Annotated in this window: 19 protein-coding genes; 8 read left to right on the plus strand and 11 right to left on the minus strand. The window is 75.2% G+C overall.

From position 1 onward, the window contains the following. Positions 1 to 3: 3 nt before the first annotated feature. On the minus strand, positions 4 to 978 hold the full coding sequence (locus tag ACZ6PY_RS04915; RefSeq protein WP_466069260.1) for an RDD family protein: 975 nt from the start codon (positions 976 to 978) through the stop codon (positions 4 to 6). Positions 979 to 1,013: 35 nt separating this feature from the next. Here ACZ6PY_RS04915 and ACZ6PY_RS04920 point away from each other — a divergent pair, with 35 nt between their 5' ends. Continuing rightward, a complete protein-coding gene (locus ACZ6PY_RS04920) occupies positions 1,014 to 1,967 on the plus strand; it encodes a stage II sporulation protein M (RefSeq protein ID WP_466069262.1) in 954 nt (317 codons plus the stop codon). Here the strand turns inward: ACZ6PY_RS04920 and ACZ6PY_RS04925 are convergent. Genes ACZ6PY_RS04925 through ACZ6PY_RS04945 form a run of 5 tightly spaced genes read right to left on the minus strand, consistent with a single transcriptional unit; the run spans position 1,945 to position 6,986 of the window. Beyond that, the gene (locus tag ACZ6PY_RS04925; protein ID WP_466069264.1) at positions 1,945 to 3,255 is read right to left on the minus strand and encodes a DUF58 domain-containing protein; all 1,311 of its coding nucleotides are present in this window, start codon (positions 3,253 to 3,255) and stop codon (positions 1,945 to 1,947) included. The two genes, ACZ6PY_RS04920 and ACZ6PY_RS04925, sit on opposite strands and share 23 nt — an antisense overlap. Continuing rightward, a complete protein-coding gene (locus tag ACZ6PY_RS04930) occupies positions 3,252 to 4,226 on the minus strand; it encodes an AAA family ATPase (protein ID WP_466069416.1) in 975 nt (324 codons plus the stop codon). Before ACZ6PY_RS04930 ends, ACZ6PY_RS04925 begins: the two co-directional genes overlap by 4 nt. Positions 4,227 to 4,237: 11 nt before the next feature. Beyond that, positions 4,238 to 5,530: a DUF4350 domain-containing protein gene (locus tag ACZ6PY_RS04935; RefSeq protein WP_466069266.1), complete on the minus strand. Its 1,293-nt coding sequence runs from the start codon at positions 5,528 to 5,530 to the stop codon at positions 4,238 to 4,240. Further along, positions 5,527 to 6,156: a DUF4129 domain-containing protein gene (locus ACZ6PY_RS04940; protein WP_466069268.1), complete on the minus strand. Its 630-nt coding sequence runs from the start codon at positions 6,154 to 6,156 to the stop codon at positions 5,527 to 5,529. The genes ACZ6PY_RS04935 and ACZ6PY_RS04940 overlap by 4 nt, the downstream gene beginning before the upstream one ends. Then, complete coding sequence (locus tag ACZ6PY_RS04945; RefSeq protein WP_466069270.1) at positions 6,153 to 6,986, minus strand: hypothetical protein; 834 nt, start codon at positions 6,984 to 6,986, stop codon at positions 6,153 to 6,155. Before ACZ6PY_RS04945 ends, ACZ6PY_RS04940 begins: the two co-directional genes overlap by 4 nt. A gap of 198 nt (positions 6,987 to 7,184) precedes the next feature. On the opposite strand from ACZ6PY_RS04945, the gene mtrA reads away from it, so the two are divergent. The 5 genes from mtrA to hpf all read left to right on the plus strand — a co-directional run bounded on the left by mtrA (position 7,185) and on the right by hpf (position 13,034). Next, entirely contained in the window at positions 7,185 to 7,874 is a 690-nt protein-coding gene (mtrA, locus tag ACZ6PY_RS04950) for an MtrAB system response regulator MtrA (RefSeq protein ID WP_046564340.1), read from the plus strand. 46 nt (positions 7,875 to 7,920) lie between these two features. Next, entirely contained in the window at positions 7,921 to 9,639 is a 1,719-nt protein-coding gene (gene mtrB / locus ACZ6PY_RS04955; RefSeq protein WP_466069418.1) for an MtrAB system histidine kinase MtrB, read from the plus strand. Continuing rightward, positions 9,636 to 11,435 (plus strand): LpqB family beta-propeller domain-containing protein, encoded by a 1,800-nt coding sequence (locus ACZ6PY_RS04960; protein WP_466069272.1) that lies wholly within the window; start codon positions 9,636 to 9,638, stop codon positions 11,433 to 11,435. Before mtrB ends, ACZ6PY_RS04960 begins: the two co-directional genes overlap by 4 nt. Positions 11,436 to 11,442: 7 nt before the next feature. Further along, entirely contained in the window at positions 11,443 to 12,138 is a 696-nt protein-coding gene (locus ACZ6PY_RS04965; protein ID WP_466069274.1) for a ComF family protein, read from the plus strand. A gap of 251 nt (positions 12,139 to 12,389) precedes the next feature. Continuing rightward, on the plus strand, positions 12,390 to 13,034 hold the full coding sequence (gene hpf / locus ACZ6PY_RS04970) for a ribosome hibernation-promoting factor, HPF/YfiA family (RefSeq protein WP_466069276.1): 645 nt from the start codon (positions 12,390 to 12,392) through the stop codon (positions 13,032 to 13,034). 67 nt (positions 13,035 to 13,101) lie between these two features. On the opposite strand, the gene ACZ6PY_RS04975 is transcribed toward hpf, so the two are convergent. Continuing rightward, entirely contained in the window at positions 13,102 to 14,208 is a 1,107-nt protein-coding gene (locus ACZ6PY_RS04975; protein WP_466069277.1) for a GNAT family N-acetyltransferase, read from the minus strand. After that, positions 14,205 to 15,371, minus strand: coding sequence for a GNAT family N-acetyltransferase (locus ACZ6PY_RS04980; RefSeq protein ID WP_466069279.1), 1,167 nt, complete (start codon positions 15,369 to 15,371; stop codon positions 14,205 to 14,207). The genes ACZ6PY_RS04975 and ACZ6PY_RS04980 overlap by 4 nt, the downstream gene beginning before the upstream one ends. Positions 15,372 to 15,531: 160 nt before the next feature. Here ACZ6PY_RS04980 and secA point away from each other — a divergent pair, with 160 nt between their 5' ends. After that, a complete protein-coding gene (gene secA / locus ACZ6PY_RS04985; protein WP_466069281.1) occupies positions 15,532 to 18,435 on the plus strand; it encodes a preprotein translocase subunit SecA in 2,904 nt (967 codons plus the stop codon). Between the two features lie 73 nt (positions 18,436 to 18,508). Here the strand turns inward: secA and ACZ6PY_RS04990 are convergent, their stop codons facing one another. Beyond that, complete coding sequence (locus ACZ6PY_RS04990; protein ID WP_466069283.1) at positions 18,509 to 19,132, minus strand: Rv3235 family protein; 624 nt, start codon at positions 19,130 to 19,132, stop codon at positions 18,509 to 18,511. A 102-nt stretch (positions 19,133 to 19,234) separates the two neighbouring features. Next, complete coding sequence (locus tag ACZ6PY_RS04995) at positions 19,235 to 19,462, minus strand: helix-turn-helix transcriptional regulator (protein ID WP_262286558.1); 228 nt, start codon at positions 19,460 to 19,462, stop codon at positions 19,235 to 19,237. Positions 19,463 to 19,670: 208 nt separating this feature from the next. On the opposite strand from ACZ6PY_RS04995, the gene ACZ6PY_RS05000 reads away from it, so the two are divergent. Next, positions 19,671 to 20,180: a DUF6912 family protein gene (locus tag ACZ6PY_RS05000; RefSeq protein WP_466069286.1), complete on the plus strand. Its 510-nt coding sequence runs from the start codon at positions 19,671 to 19,673 to the stop codon at positions 20,178 to 20,180. 12 nt (positions 20,181 to 20,192) lie between these two features. On the opposite strand, the gene ACZ6PY_RS05005 is transcribed toward ACZ6PY_RS05000, so the two are convergent. After that, complete coding sequence (locus ACZ6PY_RS05005) at positions 20,193 to 21,218, minus strand: hypothetical protein (RefSeq protein WP_466069288.1); 1,026 nt, start codon at positions 21,216 to 21,218, stop codon at positions 20,193 to 20,195. Positions 21,219 to 21,570: the final 352 nt, after the last annotated feature.

Below are 21,570 nucleotides of genomic sequence, written 5' to 3' on the forward strand. Positions count from 1 at the left end.
GGGTCAGCGCCGGGTGTCGACCGAGGCGGGCTGTCCGCGTACCGGATCGGGCTGGTGGGGAACGGCGCGTGACGGCGCGGCGGGCCGCAGCACGGCCGGCGCCGGCGCGGTGGCCGGCGCGGGCACCAGCTCGGGCCAGAGCATGGCGGTGACCGCCCGGGACCGCCCCAGCCGGTACGCGGCCCGGCGGCCCCGCTCGGCCAGCACGGCGGCCAGGTAGGCCGGCTCGGGCGCGGCCCACGGCGGGGGCGGCGAGGTGACCGCCGCGACCTCCGCCCACAGCTCCCGGCCCAGCCGGACCCGGTCCGGCCCGGCGAGCTGGTGCACCCGGCCCAGGTACTGCCGGACGGCCAGCGCCAGCCCGTCGTCCATCCGGGTCAGGTCGAGGGTGCCGGCCCAGCCGAGCAGCGGCGGCACGGGCAGCGGGGCCCGCCGCCACCCGCCGGCGGCCCGGGTGTGCACCACGAGCGTCCCGGCCACCAGATCGCCCAGCCGCCGCCCCCGCGGGTCGCTCAGCATCACGGTCACGCTCGCCGCCCAGCTCAGCAGCGGCAGCACCAGCCCCGGCCACTCCACCGCCACGCCCACCAGCGCCCGGGTCAGCGATTGGCCGACCCCGACCGGGCCGCCGTCGGCGCGGACCACCCGCAGCCCCACGGCCAGCTTGCCCAGCGTCCGGCCGCCCGCGAAGCGCTCCATCAGCACCGGGTAGCCGACCAGTACCAGCACCACCAGCACGAGCTGCATCCCGCCGGCCAGCGCGGCGTCCATGACGTCCGCCGGCAGGCTGCGCACCAGCACGGACAACGCCGTGCCGAGCACCAGCGCCACCGCGAGCTGGGCCACCAGGTCGATCAGCAGGGCGAGCACCCGGGAGCCGAGCCGGGCCGCCCGGACGTCCAGCTCCACGGCCTCGCCGCTGACCAGACCGGCGTCGGCCCACGGTGCCGGAGGGGGTGGTTGCGCGCGCACTCGCACAGTGAACACTATGGGCGCCGGACGGGGGAGGACGAGTGGATCTCGACGCGTACGTGGCCGAGCACGGCGCCGAGTGGCGGCGGCTGGAGCAGCTGACCGGCCGGCGCAGGCTGGACGCGGCGGAGGTGGACGAGCTGGTGGCGCTCTACCAGCGGGCGGCCACCCACCTCTCCGCGCTGCGCAGCCGGGCCCCGGAACCGGCGCTGGTCGGCCGCCTCTCCCATCTGGTGCTCGCGGCGCGGGCCCGGATCACCGGCCGCCCCCGGGCCTCCTGGGCGGCGGTGGGCCGGTTCCTCGTAGCCGACCTGCCGGCCGCCCTCTATCGGGCCTGGCCCTGGTGGTGCGCGGTGGCCACCGGGTTCAGCGCGCTCACCGCATTCCTCATCTGGTTCGTCGCCGGCCACCCGGACACCGCCGCCGCGTTCATCGGGGCCGAGGCGGCCCGGCAACTCGTCGACTCCGGCTTCGCCGGCTACTACACCGAGTTCACCGCGCCGACCTTCGCGTTCCACCTGTGGACGCACAACGCCTGGCTGGCCGCGCAGTGCCTGGCGGCCGGTGTGCTCGTGGTGCCCGTGTTCTGGCTGCTGTGGCAGAACGCGCTCAACGTCGGCGTGGTCGGCGGCGTGATGGTCTCCTACGGCCGGGCCGACGTGTTCTTCGGCATGATCACCCCGCACGGGCTGCTGGAACTCACCGGCATCTACGTTGCCGCCGGGGTCGGGCTGCGGACCGCCTGGGCCTGGATCGCGCCGCCGGCCCAGCTGAGCCGGGGCCGGGCGGTCGCCGAGGCGGGCCGCTCGGCAATCGTGGTCGCCGCCGGCCTGGTCGGGCTCTTCGCGGTCTCCGCGCTGCTCGAGGCGTTCGTGACCCCGGCGCCGCTGCCGGTCGCCGTCCGGGTGGCCATCGGCGCCACGGCCTGGCTGGCCTTCCTGGCGTACGCGCTGCTGCTCGGCGGGCGGGCCGTCAGAGCTGGCCGAGGGACTTGAGCCGCAGGTAGGTGTCGGCGACCGCCGGGGCGAGCCGGTCGGCGGGAACGTCCACCACGGTCACCCCGTGCCGGGACAGGGCGGCCCGCACCCGGTCCCGCTCGGCGAGGGCCCGCCAGGCCGCCGCGGCGGCGTACGCGTCGTCGGGGCTCGCGGGCGGGGCGGTGGTGAGCCCGGCCAGCACCGGATCGTGGGTGGCCGCGAGCACCACCCGGTGCCGGGCGGCCAGCCGGGGCAGCACCGGCAGCAGGCCCTCGCCGAGCGCGCCGGCCTCCAGGGCGGTGAACAGCACCACGAGGCTGCGCTGCCGTTCCCGGCGCAGCACCTCCCCGGCGACCAGCTCGAAGTCGGTCTCTACGAGCGCCGGCTGGAGCGGCGCGACCACGTCCACCAGCCGGGCGAGCAGGGCGGGCCGGCCGCTGCCGGTCACCCGCGCCCGGATCGCGGTGTCGGCGGCGAGCAGGTCGACCCGGTCGCCGGCCCGGGCGGCCAGCGCGGTGAGCAGCAGCGCCGCGTCGATCGCGGTGTCCAACCGGGGCTCGTCGCCGAGCCGGACCGCCGAGGTGCGCCCGGTGTCCAGCACGCACACCAACCGGCGGTCCCGCTCCGGCCGCCAGGTGCGGACGAGCACGTCGGAGCGGCGGGCGCTGGCCCGCCAGTCGATCGAGCGCACGTCGTCGCCGACCACGTACTCGCGGAGGGTGTCGAACTCGGTGCCGTGGCCGCGCCCCCGGGTCACCTGGACGCCGTCGATGACCCGCAGCCGGGCCAGCTTCTCGGGCAGGTGCCGCCGCGAGTCGAAGCGGGGCAGCGCCCGCAGCGTCCACGGTGGTGTGGCGGGGTGGCCGGTGCGCTGCCGGAAGGCCAGCCGCAGCGGCCCGAGCGAGCGGACGGTCAGTGCCACCGCGGGCCGGTCGCCGCGCCGGGTCGGGGTGAGCCGGACCGGCAGGGTGGCCGTGCCGCCGGGTGCGACGGTGAGCACCTGCCCGGCGGGGACGTCGGGCCGCGCCCCGGCCGAGGGCACCCAGGCGTCGCGTACCTGGGCGTGCAGGGTGCGGGCGGAGGTGTTGGCCAGGTGCAGGGTGACCGTGGCGGTCCCGCCCAGCCGGACGGCGCGGTCACCGGCGCGGGTGGCGGTGACCGCGTGCAGCGGCGCCGCGAGGGCCCAGTCGAGGGCGGCCAGCAGCAGCACCGCCGCGGTCAGCACGGCGACGCCGAGGAACGGCTCGGGCCAGGCCGGCAGGGTGGCCGCGCTCACGGCGAGCAGCAGACCCGCCCGCCAGGTCATCGCGGTGTCGGCACGGTGGCCAGCACCGTGTCCAGCACGGCGTCCACGGTGACGCCCTCCAGCTCCACCTCCGGGCGCAGCCGGAGCCGGTGCCGCAGGGTCGGTCGGGCGACCGCCTTCACGTCGTCCGGGGTGACGTGGTCCCGGCCGGCCAGCCAGGACCACGCCTTGGCGGTGCCCAGCAGGGCGGTGGCGCCCCGGGGCGAGGCCCCCAGCTCCAGCGCCGGGGCGGCCCGGGTGGCCCGGCACAGGTCCACGATGTAGCCGAGCACGGGCTCGGCCACGTGCACGGCGTGCACCGCCGCCCGGGCGGCGGCCAGGTCGGCGGCGGTGGCCACCGGGCGTACGCCGGCGGCGCGCAGGTCACGCGGGTCGAACCCGGCGTGGTGGGCGCGGAGCACACCCAGTTCCTCGTCCCGCCCGGGCAGCGGGACGGTCAGCTTGAGCAGGAACCGGTCGAGCTGCGCCTCGGGCAGCGGGTAGGTGCCCTCGTACTCCACGGGGTTCTGGGTGGCCGCCACGATGAACGGGTCGGGCAGCGGGCGGCGCTCCCCCTCGACGGAGACCTGCCGCTCCTCCATGACCTCCAGCAGCGCAGACTGGGTCTTCGGCGGGGTGCGGTTGATCTCGTCGGCGAGGAGCAGGTTGGTGAAGACCGGCCCCTCGCGGAAGGTGAAGGCGGCGGTGCGCGGGTCGAAGATCAGCGACCCGGTGACGTCGCCGGGCATCAGGTCGGGGGTGAACTGCACCCGCTTGGACTCCAGGTCCAGCGCGCCGGCCACCGTGCGCACCAGCAGGGTCTTGGCGACCCCGGGCACGCCCTCCAGCAGCACGTGCCCCCGGCAGAGCAGCGCGATGACCAGGCCGGTGACGACGGCGTCCTGGCCGACGACGGCCTTGGCCACCTCGGCCCGCAGGCGGTGCAGGGCGGCGCGGGCGTCGGGCTGCGCGGTGGGCGACGCGGCGGCGATGACGGGTCCGGTCACCGGGGGTCTCCTTCGGTCGGGTGGGGGGCCAGGGTACGGGTCAGGGCGTCCAGCTCGCGGGCCAGCTCCAGCAACTCCCGGTCGTCCTCCGGGACGGCGCCGTGCAGCAGCTCGGCCACCCGCTCCGGGGCGGCCCCGGTGTGCGCGGCGACCCGGGCGGCCACCTCGTCGGGCGGCGTGTCCGGGGGCAGGTTGAGCCGGGGCAGCAGCCGGTCCAGGGCGGCGGTGCGCAGCGTCGCGGCGGTGGTGTCCCGGGCGCCGGCCCGGCGGTAGAGGCGGGCCCGGCCGAGCACCGTCTCGGCGGCGCGGACCGTCACCGGCAGCGGTTCCGGCACGGGCGGGCCGAGCCGGCGGGCCCGCCACAGCACCAGCAGCAGCCCGGCCACGGCGAGCTGCGCCAGTATCGCCCAGAACCAGGGCGGGAACGCGTCCCAGAGCGGGTTGTGCCAGCTCGGCGGCGGGTCCGCCCGGTCGTCCCCGCGTCCGCCGGTGTCCCGGGGCCGGGGCGTCCCGCCGTCGTCCGGGCTCGGCGACCAGCCCGGGCCGGTCGGCGCCGGCGCGGGGCCGGGCAGGTCGAGCCAGACCAGCGGGCGGCCGCCGCCGAGCAGGCCGGTGGCGAGGGCACGGTTGCCCCACTCGTCGATCCGGTCGTTGCGGAACGGGTCGCTGGCCCCGATCACCACCACGTCGGTGCCCCAGGAGATGCGCCGCAGCGCGCCCGCGTAGCACCGGTCGGTGCCGGACGGCCCGGCGTAGCGCTGGTGGTCCACGGCGGCCGTGCCGGCCCGGAGCGCCTCGGGCAGCCGGCAGGGCCCGCCGTCGGCGTCGGGCGGCACGGCCCGGCTGGCCCACCGGCGGTCGGTCGGTTCGAGCGGCAGACCCACCCCGGCCAGCACCCGGCGGGACGGCTCGACCAGCACCAGCCGGCTGCCGGGCGGCAGCACCGTCAGGGCGGCCAGGGTGTCCGGGTGCACCAGGTCCGGAGCCGGCACGAAGAGAGTGGTGGGACCCGCTCCGGCGGCCCGCAGGGCGTCCAGCGTGTCGGTCTCCCGGCGGATCGGCACCCCCTGCCCGCGCAGCGCCTCGGCCAGCCGGCTGCCCCCGTCGTCGCCGGTGGCGGCCGGCGCGAGGAAACCCGGGTCGTCCGGGTCGGGCTGGTCCACGGCGTGCAGGACCAGCGTTGTCACGATCAGCAGCACGGCCAGCCCGGTCGGGACCAGCACCCGGTGCCACCGGCGGCGGGGCGTGGGCGGGGCCGCCGGCCGGGCCGGGTCGAGGGTGGCGGTCACCGGGGGTCCCCGTCGGCGGCCAGTTCGCGGCGCAGGTCGGCGGCGAGGTCCCGCATCCGGTGGTCGTGCGCGGCGGTGGCCGGGCGCTGGGCGTACCAGAGGTCGGAGAAGATCGCGCCGGCGGTGTGCACGGTGGGCCGCACCTCGGGCCGGGCCCGGCCCACGGCCGCGGTCAGTTCGGTGACGGTCAGCCCGGGGCGGGGCTCCACCAGTTGCCGTGCCACCAGGAGGCGGACCATCTCGCGCAGCCGTTCCCGGACCGCCTCGGCGTACCGGCCCTCGGCGGCGAGCCGGTCGGCGAGGCCCGCCCACGCGACCGTCGCCGGCTCGGCCGCCCGGGGCGCGGGCACCGGCACCACCGGGGCGTCCGACCGGGCCCGGCGCCGCCGCCGGGGCAGTCGCAGCCTCGGCAGTCGCAACGTCGGCCGCCGCAACCGGGGCAGCCGCAGCCGGAGCCGGGGCAGCCGGGGCCGGCCGATCCGGGGCAGCCGGCGGGGCACCCAGGCCGGAAAGAAGTACCAGGCCAGCGCGACCAGCAGCGCCCCGGCCAGCAGGAGCAGCGCCGCCAGCGGCAGCGGCACGGCGTCGCCCAGCGCGGCGGCCGTCTCGGTCCACCACCGGCTCACCGGGGCACCGCCAGCAGGACGGGTTCCGCGGCCGGGGCCCGGGAGAGCCGGATGTCCAGCCCCTCGGTGCGCATCCGGGTCTCCAGGTGCAGCACCGCGTCCAGGCAGGCCAGCGCCGGGTACGCGACCGCGTTCACCGCCACCCAGGCGACGGTGGCGACCGGCAGGGCCCAGGCGGAGACGTCGAAGAGGCCCAGCAGCCCGAGCCCGTGATAGGCGCCCAGCCCGATGCCGAGCCGGATGAGCCACCAGCCCAGGTAGCCGAGCAGCCGGATCGCGGCGGCCCGCCCACCGACCCGGACCGCCAGCCGCAGCGCCCGCCCCGGCGCCCGGTACGCCGGCACCCGGTCCACCACGAGCACCGGCACCAGCGCGCCGAGCAGCCCGTACGCGACGAACCAGGCCGGCCCGGCCAGCCCGGCGAGCAGGATCGTGCACCCGACCGCGGCGCCGGCCAGCAGGGTAGCGGCCCAGCGGGCGTCGCGGAGCAGCTCGCGTGGCCCGCTGCGGCGGCCTAGCAGCGCGGCTCCGGCGGCCCGGGCGGCCGGGTTGCCGAGCAGCGCGATGATCATGGCCTCGGTGCCGGCGCCGAGGGCGAGCAGCAGCCAGTACCACCCGAACCGGTCCGGGTCGGGCCACCACTCGGGCGGCCGGGCGCCGGCCAGCACCCGCAGCGGGTGCAGGAGGGCCTGCTCGCCGAGGGCCAGCAGGACGGCGAGCGGGACGAGCGCCCGAGCCTGGTCGCGCAGCAGCAGGACGGCCGAGTCGAGCAGTTCGCCGACGGTCAGCGGGCGGCGTGGGAGCACCGCGGTCGGGCCGGCGTCGGGCACGGGTACTCCTGGCGGGCGGGCGGAGGTGGCGGGCGGCGACACGCCCGAGGGATCATGGTTGCACGGCGCGTCCCCGTCCGGTGGACCCGTCCGTCCGGGCGCGCCACCCGGTCAGCTGTGGTGCCGGACCGTCCTCGGCGCTACGGTGCCGTGAAGACGCCGACCCTCCGAACGAACGGGGATGGAACGATAAACCCCATGAGAGCCCGGGTACTGGTGGTCGACGACGACCCCGCACTCGCCGAGATGCTCGGCATCGTCCTGCGCAGCGAGGGCTTCGTGCCGTCCTTCGTGGCGGACGGGGAACGGGCACTGGCCGCGTTCCGGGACAGCCGGCCCGACATCGTCCTGCTCGACCTGATGCTCCCCGGCATGAGCGGCATCGACGTGGCCCGGGCCATCCGGGGCGAGTCCGGCGTGCCCATCGTCATGCTGACCGCCAAGAGCGACACGGTCGACGTGGTGCTGGGGCTGGAGTCCGGCGCCGACGACTACGTGGTCAAGCCGTTCAAGCCCAAGGAGCTGGTGGCCCGGATGCGGGCCCGGCTGCGCCGGGGCGAGGACGTGGCGCCGGAGCTGCTCACCATCGGACCGCCCGGCAACCAGATCACCATCGACGTGCCGGCGCACACGGTCAGCCGGGACGGCGAGGAGGTGAAGCTGACCCCGCTGGAGTTCGACCTGCTGGTCGCGCTCGCCCGCAAGCCGCGCCAGGTCTTCACCCGCGAGGTGCTGCTGGAGCAGGTCTGGGGTTACCGGCACGCCGCCGACACCCGCCTGGTCAACGTGCACGTGCAGCGGCTGCGCGCCAAGATCGAGCCGGATCCGGAGCGACCCGAAATCATCCTCACCGTTCGGGGCGTGGGTTACAAGGCGGGCACCGGATAGCCTGGTCAGCACTGTGGTGACCTCCCCGCTCCGCGACTCGCCGACCATCGCGCCCCGCCGGCTCCGTGCCGCGCGGGCGCTGTGGCGCCTCCTGGCGGGTCGTACGGCCCGGCTCGTCGCCGGGGCGCACCAGACCTGGCGGAGGTCGCTCCAGCTCCGTGTGGTGACCATCACACTGGTGGCGTCGAGCCTGCTGGTGGGCGGTTTCGCGTACCTGATCGCCGACAAGCTCACCAACATCCTGCTGGAGAACGCCGAGACCGACGTGCTGCTGCGGCTGCAGAACGGCAGCGACTACGCCTCGAAGCAGTTCAACCTCTACAGCCAGCCGCAGGAGGCCCAGCTCCAGGACACGATCGACGGCACGGTCAACTACCTGGCCGGCGGTGACCCGGCGCAGACCAGCGGCGTGGTGGTGGCGATCACCGCCGACAACTTCACCAACATCGCGCCGCGCACCTCCCCGGATGTGCAGGTGCGCCCGATGATCAGCCAGGAGTTGCGGGCCTCGGTGGCGGCCGGCAACGTCGCCCACCAGATCCGCACCGGCTACCTCGGCGGCCAGCGCACCAAATACCTGGTCTACGGCTCGCCGGTGCCCACCCGGTTCGGCCAGCTGGAGCTCTACTACCTCGTACCCCTGTCCCGGCAGGACGCCACCGCGGCCGACGCCCGGGCCACGGTGGTGGCCACCGGCGCGGCCCTGGTGCTGCTGCTCGGCCTGCTGGCCGCCCTGGTCACCCGCCTCGTGGTGACCCCGGTGCGGGTGGCCGCCCGGACCGCCCAGCGGCTCTCCGCCGGCCTGCTCGACCAGCGGATGGTGGTCAACGGCGAGGACGACCTGGCGCTGCTCGCCGCCTCGTTCAACCAGATGGCGACCAACCTGCAACGGCAGATCCTCCGGCTGGAGGAGATGTCCCGGCTGCAACGCCGCTTCACCTCCGACGTCTCCCACGAGCTGCGGACGCCGCTGACCACGGTCCGGATGGCGGCCGACCTGATCTTCGCCGAGCGGGACGAGTTCGACCCGGCGGTGGCGCGCAGCGCCGAGCTGCTCCAGGCCGAGCTGGACCGGTTCGAGGAGCTGCTCACCGACCTGCTGGAGATCAGCCGCTTCGACGCCGGCTTCGCCATGCTCGACAGCGAGCCGACCGACCTGGTGCCGGTGGTGCACCGGGTGACCGAGCGGCTGGCCGGGCTGGCCGAACGGGTCGGGGTGGCCATCGAGCTGGACCTGCCGGACAGCCCGGTGATCGCCGAGGTGGACCCGCGCCGGGTCGAGCGGGTGCTGCGCAACCTGGTCGGCAATGCCGTCGAGCACGGCGAGGCCAAGCCCGTGCGGATCACCCTCGGCGTCGACCAGAGCGCGGTGGCGATCACCGTGCGGGACCACGGCGTCGGGCTCAAGCCCGGCGAGGAGAAGCTGGTCTTCAACCGGTTCTGGCGGGCCGACCCGTCCCGGGCGCGGCAGACCGGCGGCACCGGGCTGGGCCTCTCGATCAGCCTGGAGGACGCCCGGCTGCACGGCGGCTGGCTGGAGGCGTGGGGAGCGCCGGGGCAGGGCGCCCAGTTCCGGCTGACCCTGCCGGCCCGCGCCGGGGACCGGCTGACCACCTCGCCGCTGCGGCTCGTGCCGGCCGACGCCACCCTGCCGTTCGGCGGTCCGCGCGACGGCGGCCCGCTCGCCATCGGGCCGGGCAGCGGCGCGGGCGCGCTGGCCATCGGGCCGGCGGAGCCGGGCGACCGGGCCGAGGTGACGTCATGAGGCGGCGGGCGCTGGCCGCGCTGCTGGCCGGCCTGCTGCTCCCGGCCGGCGTGGTCGGTTGCGGGATCCCGGCCGAGAGCGAGGTGCAGGTCGACGGCTCGGGTCCGGCCGCCGAGGCGGGCGCGGTCAACGGCAGCCCCGCGCGGCCGCCGACCCCGACCGACAGCGACGAGCCCGGCCCGTTCATCGAGAACTACCTGCGGGCGGCCGCCGCCGGCGAGCGCGAGCAGGCGTACGCCCGGGCGAAGGAGTTCATCGCGCAGGAGGCCAAGAGCCTGCTCCCGGAGAAGCAGCAGAGCAGCGAGATCGGGCTGACCGTGGTCCGGCTCCGGGAGAAGCCCGAGGTCACGCCGCCGAACAACCAGGGCACCAGCACGGTGACCATCAAGGTGCAGCAGGTCGGCGTGCTGCGGGCCAACGGCACCCTGGCGCCGCCGGAGGCCAGCGAGACCGAGTACGTGTTCCAGCTGCGCCGGGCCGATCCGGGCGCACCCGGGCTGCTGCTCACCGCCGTGCCGAACGTGCTGCTGGTCAGCGACACCGCGCTGCTGGCGTACTACCGGTCGCACACCATCTACTTCTGGAACCCGGACCAGACCCGGCTGGTGCCCGACCTGCGCTACCTGCCCTCGTCGGTGCCCACCGAGCGGCGGGTCACCGAGGTGGTGAAGTGGCTGACCGGGGATCCGTCCGGCTGGCTGGCCACCGGCGTCACCGGGCTCCCGGACGGCACCCGGCCGATCAACAACGCCACCGGCGCGGACGGGCACTGGGAGGTCAACCTCAGCATGCCGGGGGCCGACGACAAGAAGCTCGGTCTGCTCGCCACCCAGCTCGCCTGGTCGCTGCCCGAGTTGAGCGGCCAGCTCGACCTGAAGATCCAGAACCAGAAGCGGCGCACCGTCGACCTCCAGCAGGAGCGGACGACGCACGCCGCGTACCCGACCGGGGACGTCCCGGCGCGGTTCAGCGTCTACGACGGTGCGATCCGCCCGCTGGCCATCGGCAACGAGCCGCGGGCCGCCGTCCCGCTGGCGCCCGCCGACAACCGGAACGTGGTCTCCGCGGCGCTCGCGCACGCCGGCGACCAGATGCTGGCCGCCCTGGTGGTCACCGGCGCGGACCGCCGGCAGCGGCTGCGGGTCGGCTCGGGTCCGGCACCGGTCGCCGTGTTCAACCCCAGCGGCCGGTCCTACGGCGCCATCAGCCGCCCCACCTGGCTGCGCTCGCTGGACAAGAACCATCCGGCCGGCCTGGTGGCGGCCGACGGCAAGCTCTACCGGTTCGACGGTGCGGCCGCGATGAGCCAGGTCCCACTGAACGTCACCGGCCCGGTCGTGGCGGTCGCCGGGTCTCTCGACGGGCACCGGATCGCCCTGGTCGTCGGGGGCGCCCTCTACGTGGCCGCGGTCAGCGTCGACGGCGGCGTGGTGAGCGTGGGCCAGCCACGTCGGGTGGTCACCCTGCTTACCGGCATCAGCGCCGTCGACTGGCTGACGGAGAACGAGCTGGTCCTCGCCGGGAACGAGCCGGACCGCCGGCCGGCGATCCACCAGGTCAGCGTCGACGGCACCGAGGAGACCGCACTCAAGCGGGACATCGGGGCCGAGGTGACGCAGCTGGCCGCGTACCCGGGCGGCGCGGTCGGCGGGCTGCCGTCGCTGTCGTACATGTACGAGGCGAACCGGGCGGCCTACCGGAACAACCCGTTCGACATCATCAGGCGGGAACAGGTGCTGGACGTGCCGGCGGGCAGCCGGGCGACCAACCCGACCGCACCCTTCTTCCTCTACTGAGGCGCCGGTGCCGGGCCTGGGTGGACTCTGGTCGGATCTGACCGACCTGGTGCTGCCGGCCGGGTGCGCCGGCTGCGGGGAGCGCGTCCCCGGCCTGCGGCAGGGTTTCTGCCCGGGCTGCGCGCGTGACCTGGAGGCGCTGACCCCCGCGCTGACCCGGCCCGATCCGGCCCCGGCCGGCCTGCCGCCCTGCGTCGCACTCGGCCCGTACGCGGGCGCGCTGCGGAACGGGCTGCTGGCGTACAAGGAGCGGGGCCGGCACGGGCTGGCCCGGCCGTTGGGCGCGTTGCTGGCCGAGGTGGTCGCCGCGGCGGCCGGCGGGCGACGCCCGGTGACCCTGGTGGCGGTGCCGGACACCGCGCGGGCGGCCCGGGCCCGGTACGGCGACCACCTGGACCGGCTGACCCGCCACGCGGCGGCCCGGCTGGGCGCGGCCGGCTGGCCGGTACGCGTGCTCCGGCCGCTGCGCGCGCTGCCCCGGCCCGACTCGGTGGCGCTGGACAGCGCCGGCCGGGCCGCCGCGGCCGAGGCGGCGTTCCGGCTGCGCCGGACCGGTGAGGTGGCCGGTCCGGTGGTGCTGCTGGACGACATCGTCACCACCGGGGCCACGCTGGCCGCGGTGAGCCGCGTCCTGCGCGAAGCGGGAATGACGCCAAAGGCCGCGGCGGTGCTCGCCGCAACGCAAAAGCGGCACCATCAGTGACGCTTCGTGTTTCCGTTTCACCCCATGGTGTATGAGCTGTTAAATTTCGCGGCCTCTCCCGGCAACTGGGGGTGACTGGTGGCCGAACAGGAGTTAGCGTTTTCGTGTCGGGGGTAGGAGGGTTGCCAACCTTCCCCCGGCATTGGAAGGAGGCGTAGCCGTACATCATCGGTCGACGCCGAACGGGGTTCTCCCAGGGCGCGTCGACCGGAAGATCCGGACCGAACGACCGTCCGAACAAGGGAGGTCACGTGGACATCGTGGTCAAGGGCCGTAACGTCGAAGTGCCGGACCATTACCGGGTGCACGTAGCCGAAAAGCTCGCAAAGATCGAACGCTACGACCACAAGCTCATTCGCGTGGACGTCGAGTTGTTCCACGAGCGCAATCCGCGCCAGGCCGATCATTGCCAGCGGGTGGAAATCACCTGCGTGACGCGCGGTCCGGTGATCCGGGCCGAGGCCTGCACGAATGATTTCTACAGCGCGCTCGACGCCGCCATCGCCAAGCTGGACACCCGCTTCCGCCGGGCGGCCGACCGCCGCCGCGTGCACCGCGGCCGGCACGCGCCGCTGTCCGTCGCCGCCGCCACCGCGGACCTGCCGGTGGCCGACCTGGAGGGGCCGGGCCTGGCGGCCCTGAACGGGCACGGGACGGCCACCGCCGTCGCGGAACGGCCCGACGAGGGCGGCTACGAGGAACACGACGACCAGCCGTGGCACATCGCGCGGGCGAAGGTGCACCCCGCCGAGCCGATGACGGTCGACGACGCGCTGTTCCAGATGGAGTTGGTCGGCCACGACTTCTACCTGTTCCAGGACAAGGAGTCGGGCCGCCCGAGCGTGGTCTACCGCCGGCACGCCTACGACTACGGGATCATCTCGCTCGACACCTGACCCCTGACCACCCCGCGGGACACAACCGGCCGGAAGCCGTGGTGGGCGACCACCGCGGCTTCCGCCGTCAGTCGGCGCGGTCGCCCGCCAGCCGGCCGAAGACGAGCGTGTCGACCCGGGTCCCGTCCGGACCGGGTAGCCGGCCGCGCAGCAGCCCCTCCCGCCGGAAGCCGGCCTTCGCCAGCACCCGCTGCGAGGCGATGTTGTCCGGCCCGGTGCCGGCCCAGAGCCGGGCCAGGCCGATCTCGAACGCCCAGGCGGCGACGAGGCGTACCGCCCGGGTGGCCAGCCCCCGGCCGCGCGCCTCGGGCAGCAGGCTGTAGCCGAGCATGGCCTGGCCGGTGGCGGGCTCGTCGTGGACGAGGGCGCAGCCGCCGGCCACCGCGCCGGTCGCCGCGTCGACGATCGCCAGGTCGGCCGAGCGGCCGGCCAGCCAGTGGCTCTCCGCCAGCCGGCAGCGCCGCTCGATCGCCTCCCGGGCCGGCGCCACCGGCGGGACCCGGTTCGCCACCACCTCGGGCCGGGTGTGCAGCCGGTACAGCGGGTCGGTGTCCTCCGGCCCGAGCCGCCGCAGCGTCACCACGCCGTCGGTGAGCCGGCCGCCGGGCAGGTCCGGCAGCAGCCGCGCGGTCGGGCCGGGCGGGTCGCCGGCGAGGCGTACCCAGACGGCCAGGTCGTGCCGAGCGTCCCGGCCCTGGCCGGCCGACCGGCGTACCCCCTCGTGCCGGAATCCGGCGGCCAGCGCCACCCGCTGGCTGGCCGTGTTCTCCTCGTGGGCGAGCAGTTCGAGTCGGACGGTGCCGGCGGCGAAGGCCGCCTCGGCCAGCGCGCGGGTGGCGGCCGTGGCGACGCCCCGGCCGCGCGCCCACGGCGCGACCCAGAAGCCGATCTCCGCCTGCCGGCGCTCCGCCACCGGGTGGCTGAGGCCGGCCGCGCCGAGCAGCCGGTCGGTGGCCGGGTCGGCGATCGCGTACGTCGCGCCGCCGGTGGCCCGGGCCGCCGGCGCGCCCTCGGTGATCCACCACCTGGCGCTCTCCTCGGTGTACGGGTCCGGCAGGCCGGGCAGGAACCGCCGGATGACCGGGTCGGCGCACGCCGCGGCCAGGTCCGTCACGTCGGTGAGCCGGTCCGGCCGCAGCCGCACCCCGTACGCCTCGATGGTCTCCGGCGTCACCGCAGGTCCTGCGGGAGCAACCCGCCGATCCAGACGTCCTGCCGTTCGCCGCGGTGCTGGACGCCGCCGCGGAGGGTGCCCTCGACGGCGAAACCGGCCTTCTCGGCGGCCCGGCGGGACGCGGTGTTGCCGACGTTGGCCCGCCACTCGATCCGGGCCAGGCCGAGCGTGGTGAAGCCCCAGGCGCAGAGCGCGGCCAGCGCGGCCGGCAGGTAGCCCCGGCCCCGGGCGTGCGGCGCGGTCATGAAGCCCACGTCGGCGACGAGCGGGTCGCCGGGGGAGACGCGCAGGTCGATCGAGGCGACGTAGCGGTCCTCGGCGTCGGCGACCGCGTAGGAGGCGCCGGTGCCCCGGGCCCAGGCCGCCTCGGCGATGTCCCGCAGGAAGCCCTCGGCGTGCTCCCGCCGGTAGGGGTGCGGCACCGTGGTCCAGCGGATGGTGTCCTCGTCCCGGCAGGTGGTCACGAGCGCGTCGATGTCACGCTCCTCGAACGCGCGCAGCCGCAGCTCGGTGGGGCCGGCGGTGGCGAACAGGACCGGCTGGGGCCGGCCGAAGACGGCCGCCCGGCGGGCCTGGAGGGTGTCCGGGCCGTACGGGGCGGGCTCGCCGGGCGCGGCCAGGTCGGCCGGGAAGAGGGAGCCGATCCAGCCCTCGGGGCGGCCGTCGACCGCCGGATGGGCCATCCGCAGCTCGCCCTCGACCCGGAAGCCGGCCCGGAGCGCGACCAGCCGGGAGGCGTGGTTGCCGACCTCCGCCTGCCAGATCATCCGGCGCAGCTTGAGCGCGTCGAACGCCCAGCGGGCGACCGCCCGGGTGGCGCGCACCGCCACGCCCCGGCCCCGGGCCCAGGGCGCCGTCCAGTAGCCCACCTCGGCGGAGTCCAGGCCGCGGTCGACGGAGACGAGCCCGCAGGAGGCGAGCAGTTCGCCGGTCTCCGCGTCGCAGACCGCGAAGGGCGCACCGGTGCCGGCCGCCCAGGCCGCCCCACTGATCGTGGTCACGAAGGCGAGGGCGTGTTCGGGTAGGTACGGGCGAGGTACGGTGGTCCAGCGCTGGATGTCCGGATCCTGGCAGGCGCGGTGCACCGCGTCGGCGTCCTCAGCCCGCCAGGGTCGCAGCAGCAGGCCGTCCTCGACGATCTCCACAGGCTCCACCCGAGCCATCGTGCCGGATCGTTCGCGTACGGCGTAACCCGATTACCGCCGCTCGGCGCCCCCGCTTGGCGTTATGTCGGGTTCGCCGCCCCGGACCGCCGCCACCAGTGACCATCGCCGGGTCGGAGCGCCTACGATGGTTCGAGACTGTCTAGGGGAGCGTTGATCCGTGTCGATTCTGGAAAAGGTCCTTAGCGCTGGCGCGGGCCGTATGGTGCGTCGGCTCAAGGCCATCGCCGCCGCCGTCAACTCGATCGAGGACGACTACGTCAACCTCAGCGACGACGAGCTGCGGGACATGACCGACCAGTTCAGGGAGCGGCTCGCCGACGGTGAGACCCTCGACGACCTGCTGCCCGAGGCGTTCGCGGTGTGCCGGGAGGCCGCCGCCCGCGTGCTCGGCCAGCGGCCCTACGACGTCCAGGTGATGGGTGGCGCGGCGCTGCACTTCGGCAACATCGCCGAGATGAAGACCGGTGAGGGCAAGACCCTGACCTCGGTCATGCCGGTCTACCTCAACGCGCTCGCCGGCAAGGGCGTGCACGTGATCACCGTCAACGACTACCTGGCCGAGCGCGACGCCGCCTGGATGGGCCGGGTGCACGAGTTCCTCGGCCTGACCGTGGGCGTGGTGCTGCCCAACCGGCCGGCCACCGAGCACCGCGCGGCCTACGAGTGCGACATCACCTACGGCACCAACAACGAGTTCGGCTTCGACTACCTGCGCGACAACATGGCCTGGTCGAAGGAGGAGCTGGTCCAGCGCGGCCACTTCTTCGCCGTGGTCGACGAGGTCGACTCGATCCTCATCGACGAGGCCCGGACCCCGCTGATCATCTCCGGTCCGGCCGAGCACTCCGCCCGCTGGTACCAGGAGTTCGCCGCCGTGGTGGCCCGCCTCCAGCCCGGCACCGACGGCGAGGGCGACTACGAGGTCGACCACGCCAAGCGCACCATCGCCATCACCGAGCGCGGTGTCGCCAAGATCGAGGACCGGCTCGGCATCGACAACCTCTACGAGTCGGTGAACACCCCGCTCGTCGGCTACATGAACAACGCGATCAAGGCCAAGGAGCTCTACAAGCGCGACAAGGACTACATCGTCAGCGACGGCGAGGTCCTCATCGTCGACGAGTTCACCGGCCGCATCCTGCACGGCCGCCGCTACAACGAGGGCATGCACCAGGCGATCGAGGCCAAGGAGGGGGTGGAGATCAAGCAGGAGAACCAGACCCTGGCCACCATCACCCTCCAGAACTACTTCCGCCTCTACGAGAAGCTCTCCGGCATGACCGGCACGGCCCAGACCGAGGCGAGCGAGTTCAACAAGGTCTACAAGGTCGGCGTCGTGACCATCCCGACGCACCGGCCGATGGTCCGGCTCGACCGCGCGGACGTCATCTACAAGACCGAGAAGGCCAAGTTCAACGCCGTGGTCGAGGACATCGCCGAGCGGCACGAGCACGGCCAGCCCGTGCTGGTCGGCACGGTCTCGGTGGAGAACTCGGAGATCCTCTCCCACATGCTGCGCCGCCGCGGCATCCCGCACTCGGTGCTCAACGCGAAGTTCCACGCCAAGGAGGCGGAGATCGTCGCCCAGGCCGGGCGCAAGGGCGCGGTCACCGTCGCCACCAACATGGCCGGCCGCGGCACGGACATCCTGCTCGGCGGCAACCCCGAGTTCCTCGCCGCCAACGAACTCCGCCAGCGCGGCCTCGACCCGGTCGAGCAGCCGGAGGAGTACGCCAAGGCGATGGAGGAGGTCCTGCCCGCCTGGAAGCAGGCCTGCGACGCCGAGGCGGAGGAGGTCGCCGCCGCCGGTGGCCTCTACGTGCTGGGCACCGAGCGGCACGAGTCCCGCCGGATCGACAACCAGCTGCGCGGTCGCGCCGGCCGCCAGGGTGACCCCGGCGAGTCCCGCTTCTACCTGTCCCTGCAGGACGACCTGATGAAGCGCTTCCGGGCCGGCGCCGTCGAGGCGGTGATGGACCGCTTCAACATCCCCGAGGACGTGCCCATCGAGTCGAAGATGGTCACCCGCCAGATCAAGAGCGCCCAGGCCCAGATCGAGGGCCAGAACGCCGAGATCCGCAAGAACGTCCTCAAGTACGACGAGGTGCTCAACAAGCAGCGCCAGGTGATTTACGCCGAGCGCCTCCGGGTGCTCAACGGCGAGGACCTCTCCGAGCAGGTCCGCAACATGATCGACGACGTGGTCGGTGCGTACGTGGTGGGCGCCACCAGCGACGGCTACGCCGAGGACTGGGACCTCGATCAGCTCTGGTCCAACCTCAAGCAGCTCTACCCGGTGGGCATCACCATCGACGAGCTGGAGGAGGAGGTGGGCTCCCGGGCCGGCCTCGACCAGGACTTCCTGCTCGCCCGCCTCAAGGAGGACGCGCACGCCGCGTACGACCGGCGCGAGGAGCAGCTCGGCGAGGAAGCCGTACGCCAGCTCGAGCGGATGGTCCTGCTCCAGGTGATCGACCGCAAGTGGCGCGAGCACCTCTACGAGATGGACTACCTCCAGGAGGGCATCAGCCTTCGGGCGTACGCCCAGCGCGACCCGGTCATCGAGTACCAGCGCGAGGGCTTCGACATGTTCGCCACCATGATGGACGGCATCAAGGAGGAGACGGTCGGCTTCCTCTACAACCTGGAGGTGCAGGTCGAGGAGCCCGAGCCGGAGGCCGAGGAGGTGCAGCTGCTGGAGAAGCCGGTGGAGGTCCGGGCCAAGGGTCTCAACCGCACTCCGCAGCAGCAGGGCCTGCAGTATTCGGCACCGTCGGTCGACGGCGAGGCAGGCCGTGGCGCGCCGGTGCTCGAACGGGCCGAGGAGCAGGCGCCGGCGCTCGGCATCGGCCGCCCCGAGACCTCGGAGCGCCCCGCCGCCTCCACCCCGCGCCGGACGGCCGGGATGAGCGGCCAGGCGGTCGCGGCGAGCACGGCCCGGCGGGCCGCGCCCGGCCAGGTCGACGGCGCGGGCGAGGGCCCGTCCCGGAACGCGCCGTGCCCGTGCGGCTCCGGCCGCAAGTACAAGCGCTGCCACGGCGCCCCCAACGGCGGCAACTGACCAGCGTCAGCCCCGACGGGCCCCGGCCACCGGCCGGGGCCCGTCGCCGTCTCCACCCCCGGTCGGGCCGGGATCAGAGGGCGTCGAGGACGGTGCAGAGCCAGGTGCCGCGGCGGTGTTCCAGGCGCAGGGCGATCGCCCAGCTCGCGCCGCCGGCTCCGGCGAGCACGGCGGCGGCCTCGACCGCGCCGGTCCGGGGCTCGCACACCCGCAGCCGGCGGAGGTGGAGGACCGGCCGGGCGGTGCGACGGCGGGCCGGACCCACCCGGCGGGCGGCGCGGGTCAGCTCGGCGGTCACCCGGGCGGCGGCCTCGGGGAGGCACAGCGGCCGGAGCTGCCCGGGTGGGCGGTAGCCGTTGGCGATCTCCAGGAAGGTGCGGACGAACCGGTGGGCCGCCCGGGCCGCCTCGGGGGTCGCGGTCACCAGGGCGGCGGGCGGCGGGCCGGCTGAGCGCCCCGGCCCGGCGGGCACCGGCCGGACGTCGGCGCCCCGGCCGGTCGACCGGTCGGCGGCCCGGCCGGCGGGGCGGTCGGGGTCCCGGCGACGCGCGTCGAAGAGGTCGAGGGCGAGCTGGTCCACGTTGCCCCAGGTGTCGCCCCAGGTCGGATCCTGGTCGGTGCAGGGCGGGTCGAGGGGCGGGGCGGGCCGGAGCCGGACGGGGGGACGCGGTGCCAGCGGGCGGCGGGTGTCGGCCATCCTCAACCCCTGTTCATTGCGTTTGCCTTCGTTTGCCTTCGATGATTCCTCATTCTCGGGCAAGGCAACGCCGACCGTCAATGCCGGTGCGGCATCGGGCGGTCACTCCACGTCGCGATCGGTGAGCGGATTCCCGCGCACCCACTCGGCGGTCTCGGCGTACTTCCGCTGGATGTACTGCTCCAGTTGCGCGCGCTCGACGCGCCACTGGCCCCGGCCGCCGATCTTGATGGCGGGCAGCTCCCCGCTGCGCACCATGTGGTAGACCTGCGAGTCCGAGACGTTCAGCTCGGCGGCCACGTCGGACAGCAGCAGGAACCTCGGCTCCACGGTGACTCCCGGGGTTGGCTACGTTTGCTTCAGTTTGCCATCAGGAGCCGGATCGCCCCAGGCCACGCCGGCGAATCCGGCCGGGGGACACACCGGCGTGGAACTTCTCCGCGACGGGTGCGGGGTGTATGACGGTCACGGCGTACGGCATGATCGGCGCCCGGAGCCGGCGTCCGCCGGCCGGCGGCCTGAGGGCGGGGAGACACCGGTGACCGACGAGCTTGTCCGGGTGTACGTCCCGGCGACCGTCCCCATGCTGGCCCGGCTGCGCGAGGAGGGCCTGGCCGGCGACGAGGCGCACGCCGTCACCCCGGAGCTGCGGGAGTGGTACGCCGAGGGCGACGAGGAGGAGCTGGAGTACGTCGCCTTCACCCGGGCGGCCCAGGAGGCACTGCTGCTGCTCCGGGCCGATCCGGGCGCGCCCCGCCGGCGGGTCGTCGTCTCGGTGGACCTGCCGGCCCGCGCGGTCGGCCGGGTCGGCGGCGAGCTGGGCTCCAGCGTGGTCCGGCTCTCCGGCCCGGTGCCGGTGAAGTCCGTCGCCGCGATCCACGTGGACGGCGGGGACGCGATCGAGGACGTGGCCGCCGCCGCCGAGGTGGTGGCCGAGGCGCAGGCCGGTGACCCGGACGCCCAGTTCACCGTCGACGGGGCCGAGGACCACGAGCTGGAGTGGTACGACGTGACCGAGCTGGACCTGCTGCTGCGCGAGGTCTCCTGACGCCGCGGCGCCTCAGGAGTCGGACTCGTCCTCGTCCTCCGCGGCGCGCGGGCCCAGGGTGCGGCCGAACAGGATGAGCGTGGTGAGCGCCCCCACGAAGAGCACCCAGATGCCGTTGTCCACCCGCGAGGTGCCCAGCGCCGTCTGCGCCACCTGGTCCGCCTCGCTGAGCGCGGCGGCAAGGTCGAGCAGCCCGCGCCCGCCGACCCGGATGATCACCTCGGTGAGCAGCAGGAGCAGGCCCGCGCCGGCCCCGGCCACGAGGTACGCCGGCCAGCGCAGCTCCGCGACGGCCCCACCCCACCGCTCGGCGCGGCGGCGGGCCCAGGCCAGGTAGAGATAGGCCACGAGACCGGCGATCAGCCCGGCCAGCAGGGATTCGGTCCGGGACACCCACTTCGCGGCGTCGAGCACCGACTGCTGGGTGTCGCCGGCGCCGAAGAGGTCGGAGAGCGGGTCCCGGGCACGGCTGAACAGCACCACGAAGACCTGCGCGGCCAGCGTGGCGGCGGCGAGCCCGCCGACCACCCGGGCGGTGCGCGCACCGGCCGCCGCCCCGCCGATGATCGCCGCGGCGGCGGTGGTGCCGGCGATGGTGTTGGTGGTCGCGTTGTCGGCGTACGTCAGGTTGACCGCGACCGCGGCGGCGAGCCCGACCAGCAGGCCGGCGCCGGCGGCGACGAGGAAGCGCAGGGTGGCCCGGTCCAGCCGGTTGGTCGCCGCCAGGGCGACCGCGGCGCCGGCGACCAGCGCGGCGGTGATCACGCCGGGCAGGGCGTACGCGGAGAGACTGAGCGCGGTGACCCCGGCCGCGGCCGAGGCGATCGCCTCCCGGGTGGACCAGAGCATGGCGGCCAGCCAGCCGAGCGACAGCACGGCCAGCACCAGGGCGCCGGGCGCGTGGGCGAGGTGGCCACCGGCGGCGGGCGCCGCCCCAACGCTCCCGTCCGAGGGGGATCCGGCCGGCGTGGCGGCCGTCGGTTCGGTGGCGGGCTGGTCCGGCTCCGCGGCCGTGGAGCTGCCGGGCTGCTTGCTCATCGTCTCCCTCTCGACGGACGCCGGTCGGCCGCGACGGCCGGGCAGGTCACCGGTCATCCAGCGTACGCGGCCCGCCGGGCACCCCTCCCGGCCCGGCCGGCCGGTGCCGTCGGTCCCGGGCGACCGCGCCGTGCGCTGACGGATCGCAGGCGAGCGATCGGGCTGACCGAGGATCCGTCGGGAGGGGGTGGCTTGTCGCCTACGGTCCGGTGTGCGGCGTGACGTCCGGGTGCACCGGCCGGGGCGGCCCGAACCGGGGCGGTGCGGGCAGGGCCGGCCCCCTCGCATGGAAGAATTGGCCGAGGTCCCGCCGCCGCGACCGGTACCCCGCGAGCGGCGCCCGGCGACCCGG

The sequence above is a fragment of the Micromonospora sp. NPDC048907 genome, from assembly GCF_055586885.1.

Excerpts from the sequence above, each read along its gene's own strand:
- ACZ6PY_RS04925 (WP_466069264.1), bottom strand. The coding sequence starts at position 3,255 with ATGACCTGGCGGGCGGGTCTGCTGCTCGCCGTGAGCGCGGCCACCCTG.
- mtrA (WP_046564340.1), top strand. The coding sequence starts at position 7,185 with ATGAGAGCCCGGGTACTGGTGGTCGACGACGACCCCGCACTCGCCGAG.
- ACZ6PY_RS04960 (WP_466069272.1), top strand. The coding sequence starts at position 9,636 with ATGAGGCGGCGGGCGCTGGCCGCGCTGCTGGCCGGCCTGCTGCTCCCG.
- ACZ6PY_RS04980 (WP_466069279.1), bottom strand. The coding sequence starts at position 15,371 with ATGGCTCGGGTGGAGCCTGTGGAGATCGTCGAGGACGGCCTGCTGCTG.
- ACZ6PY_RS04990 (WP_466069283.1), bottom strand. The coding sequence starts at position 19,132 with ATGGCCGACACCCGCCGCCCGCTGGCACCGCGTCCCCCCGTCCGGCTC.
- ACZ6PY_RS05005 (WP_466069288.1), bottom strand. The coding sequence starts at position 21,218 with ATGAGCAAGCAGCCCGGCAGCTCCACGGCCGCGGAGCCGGACCAGCCC.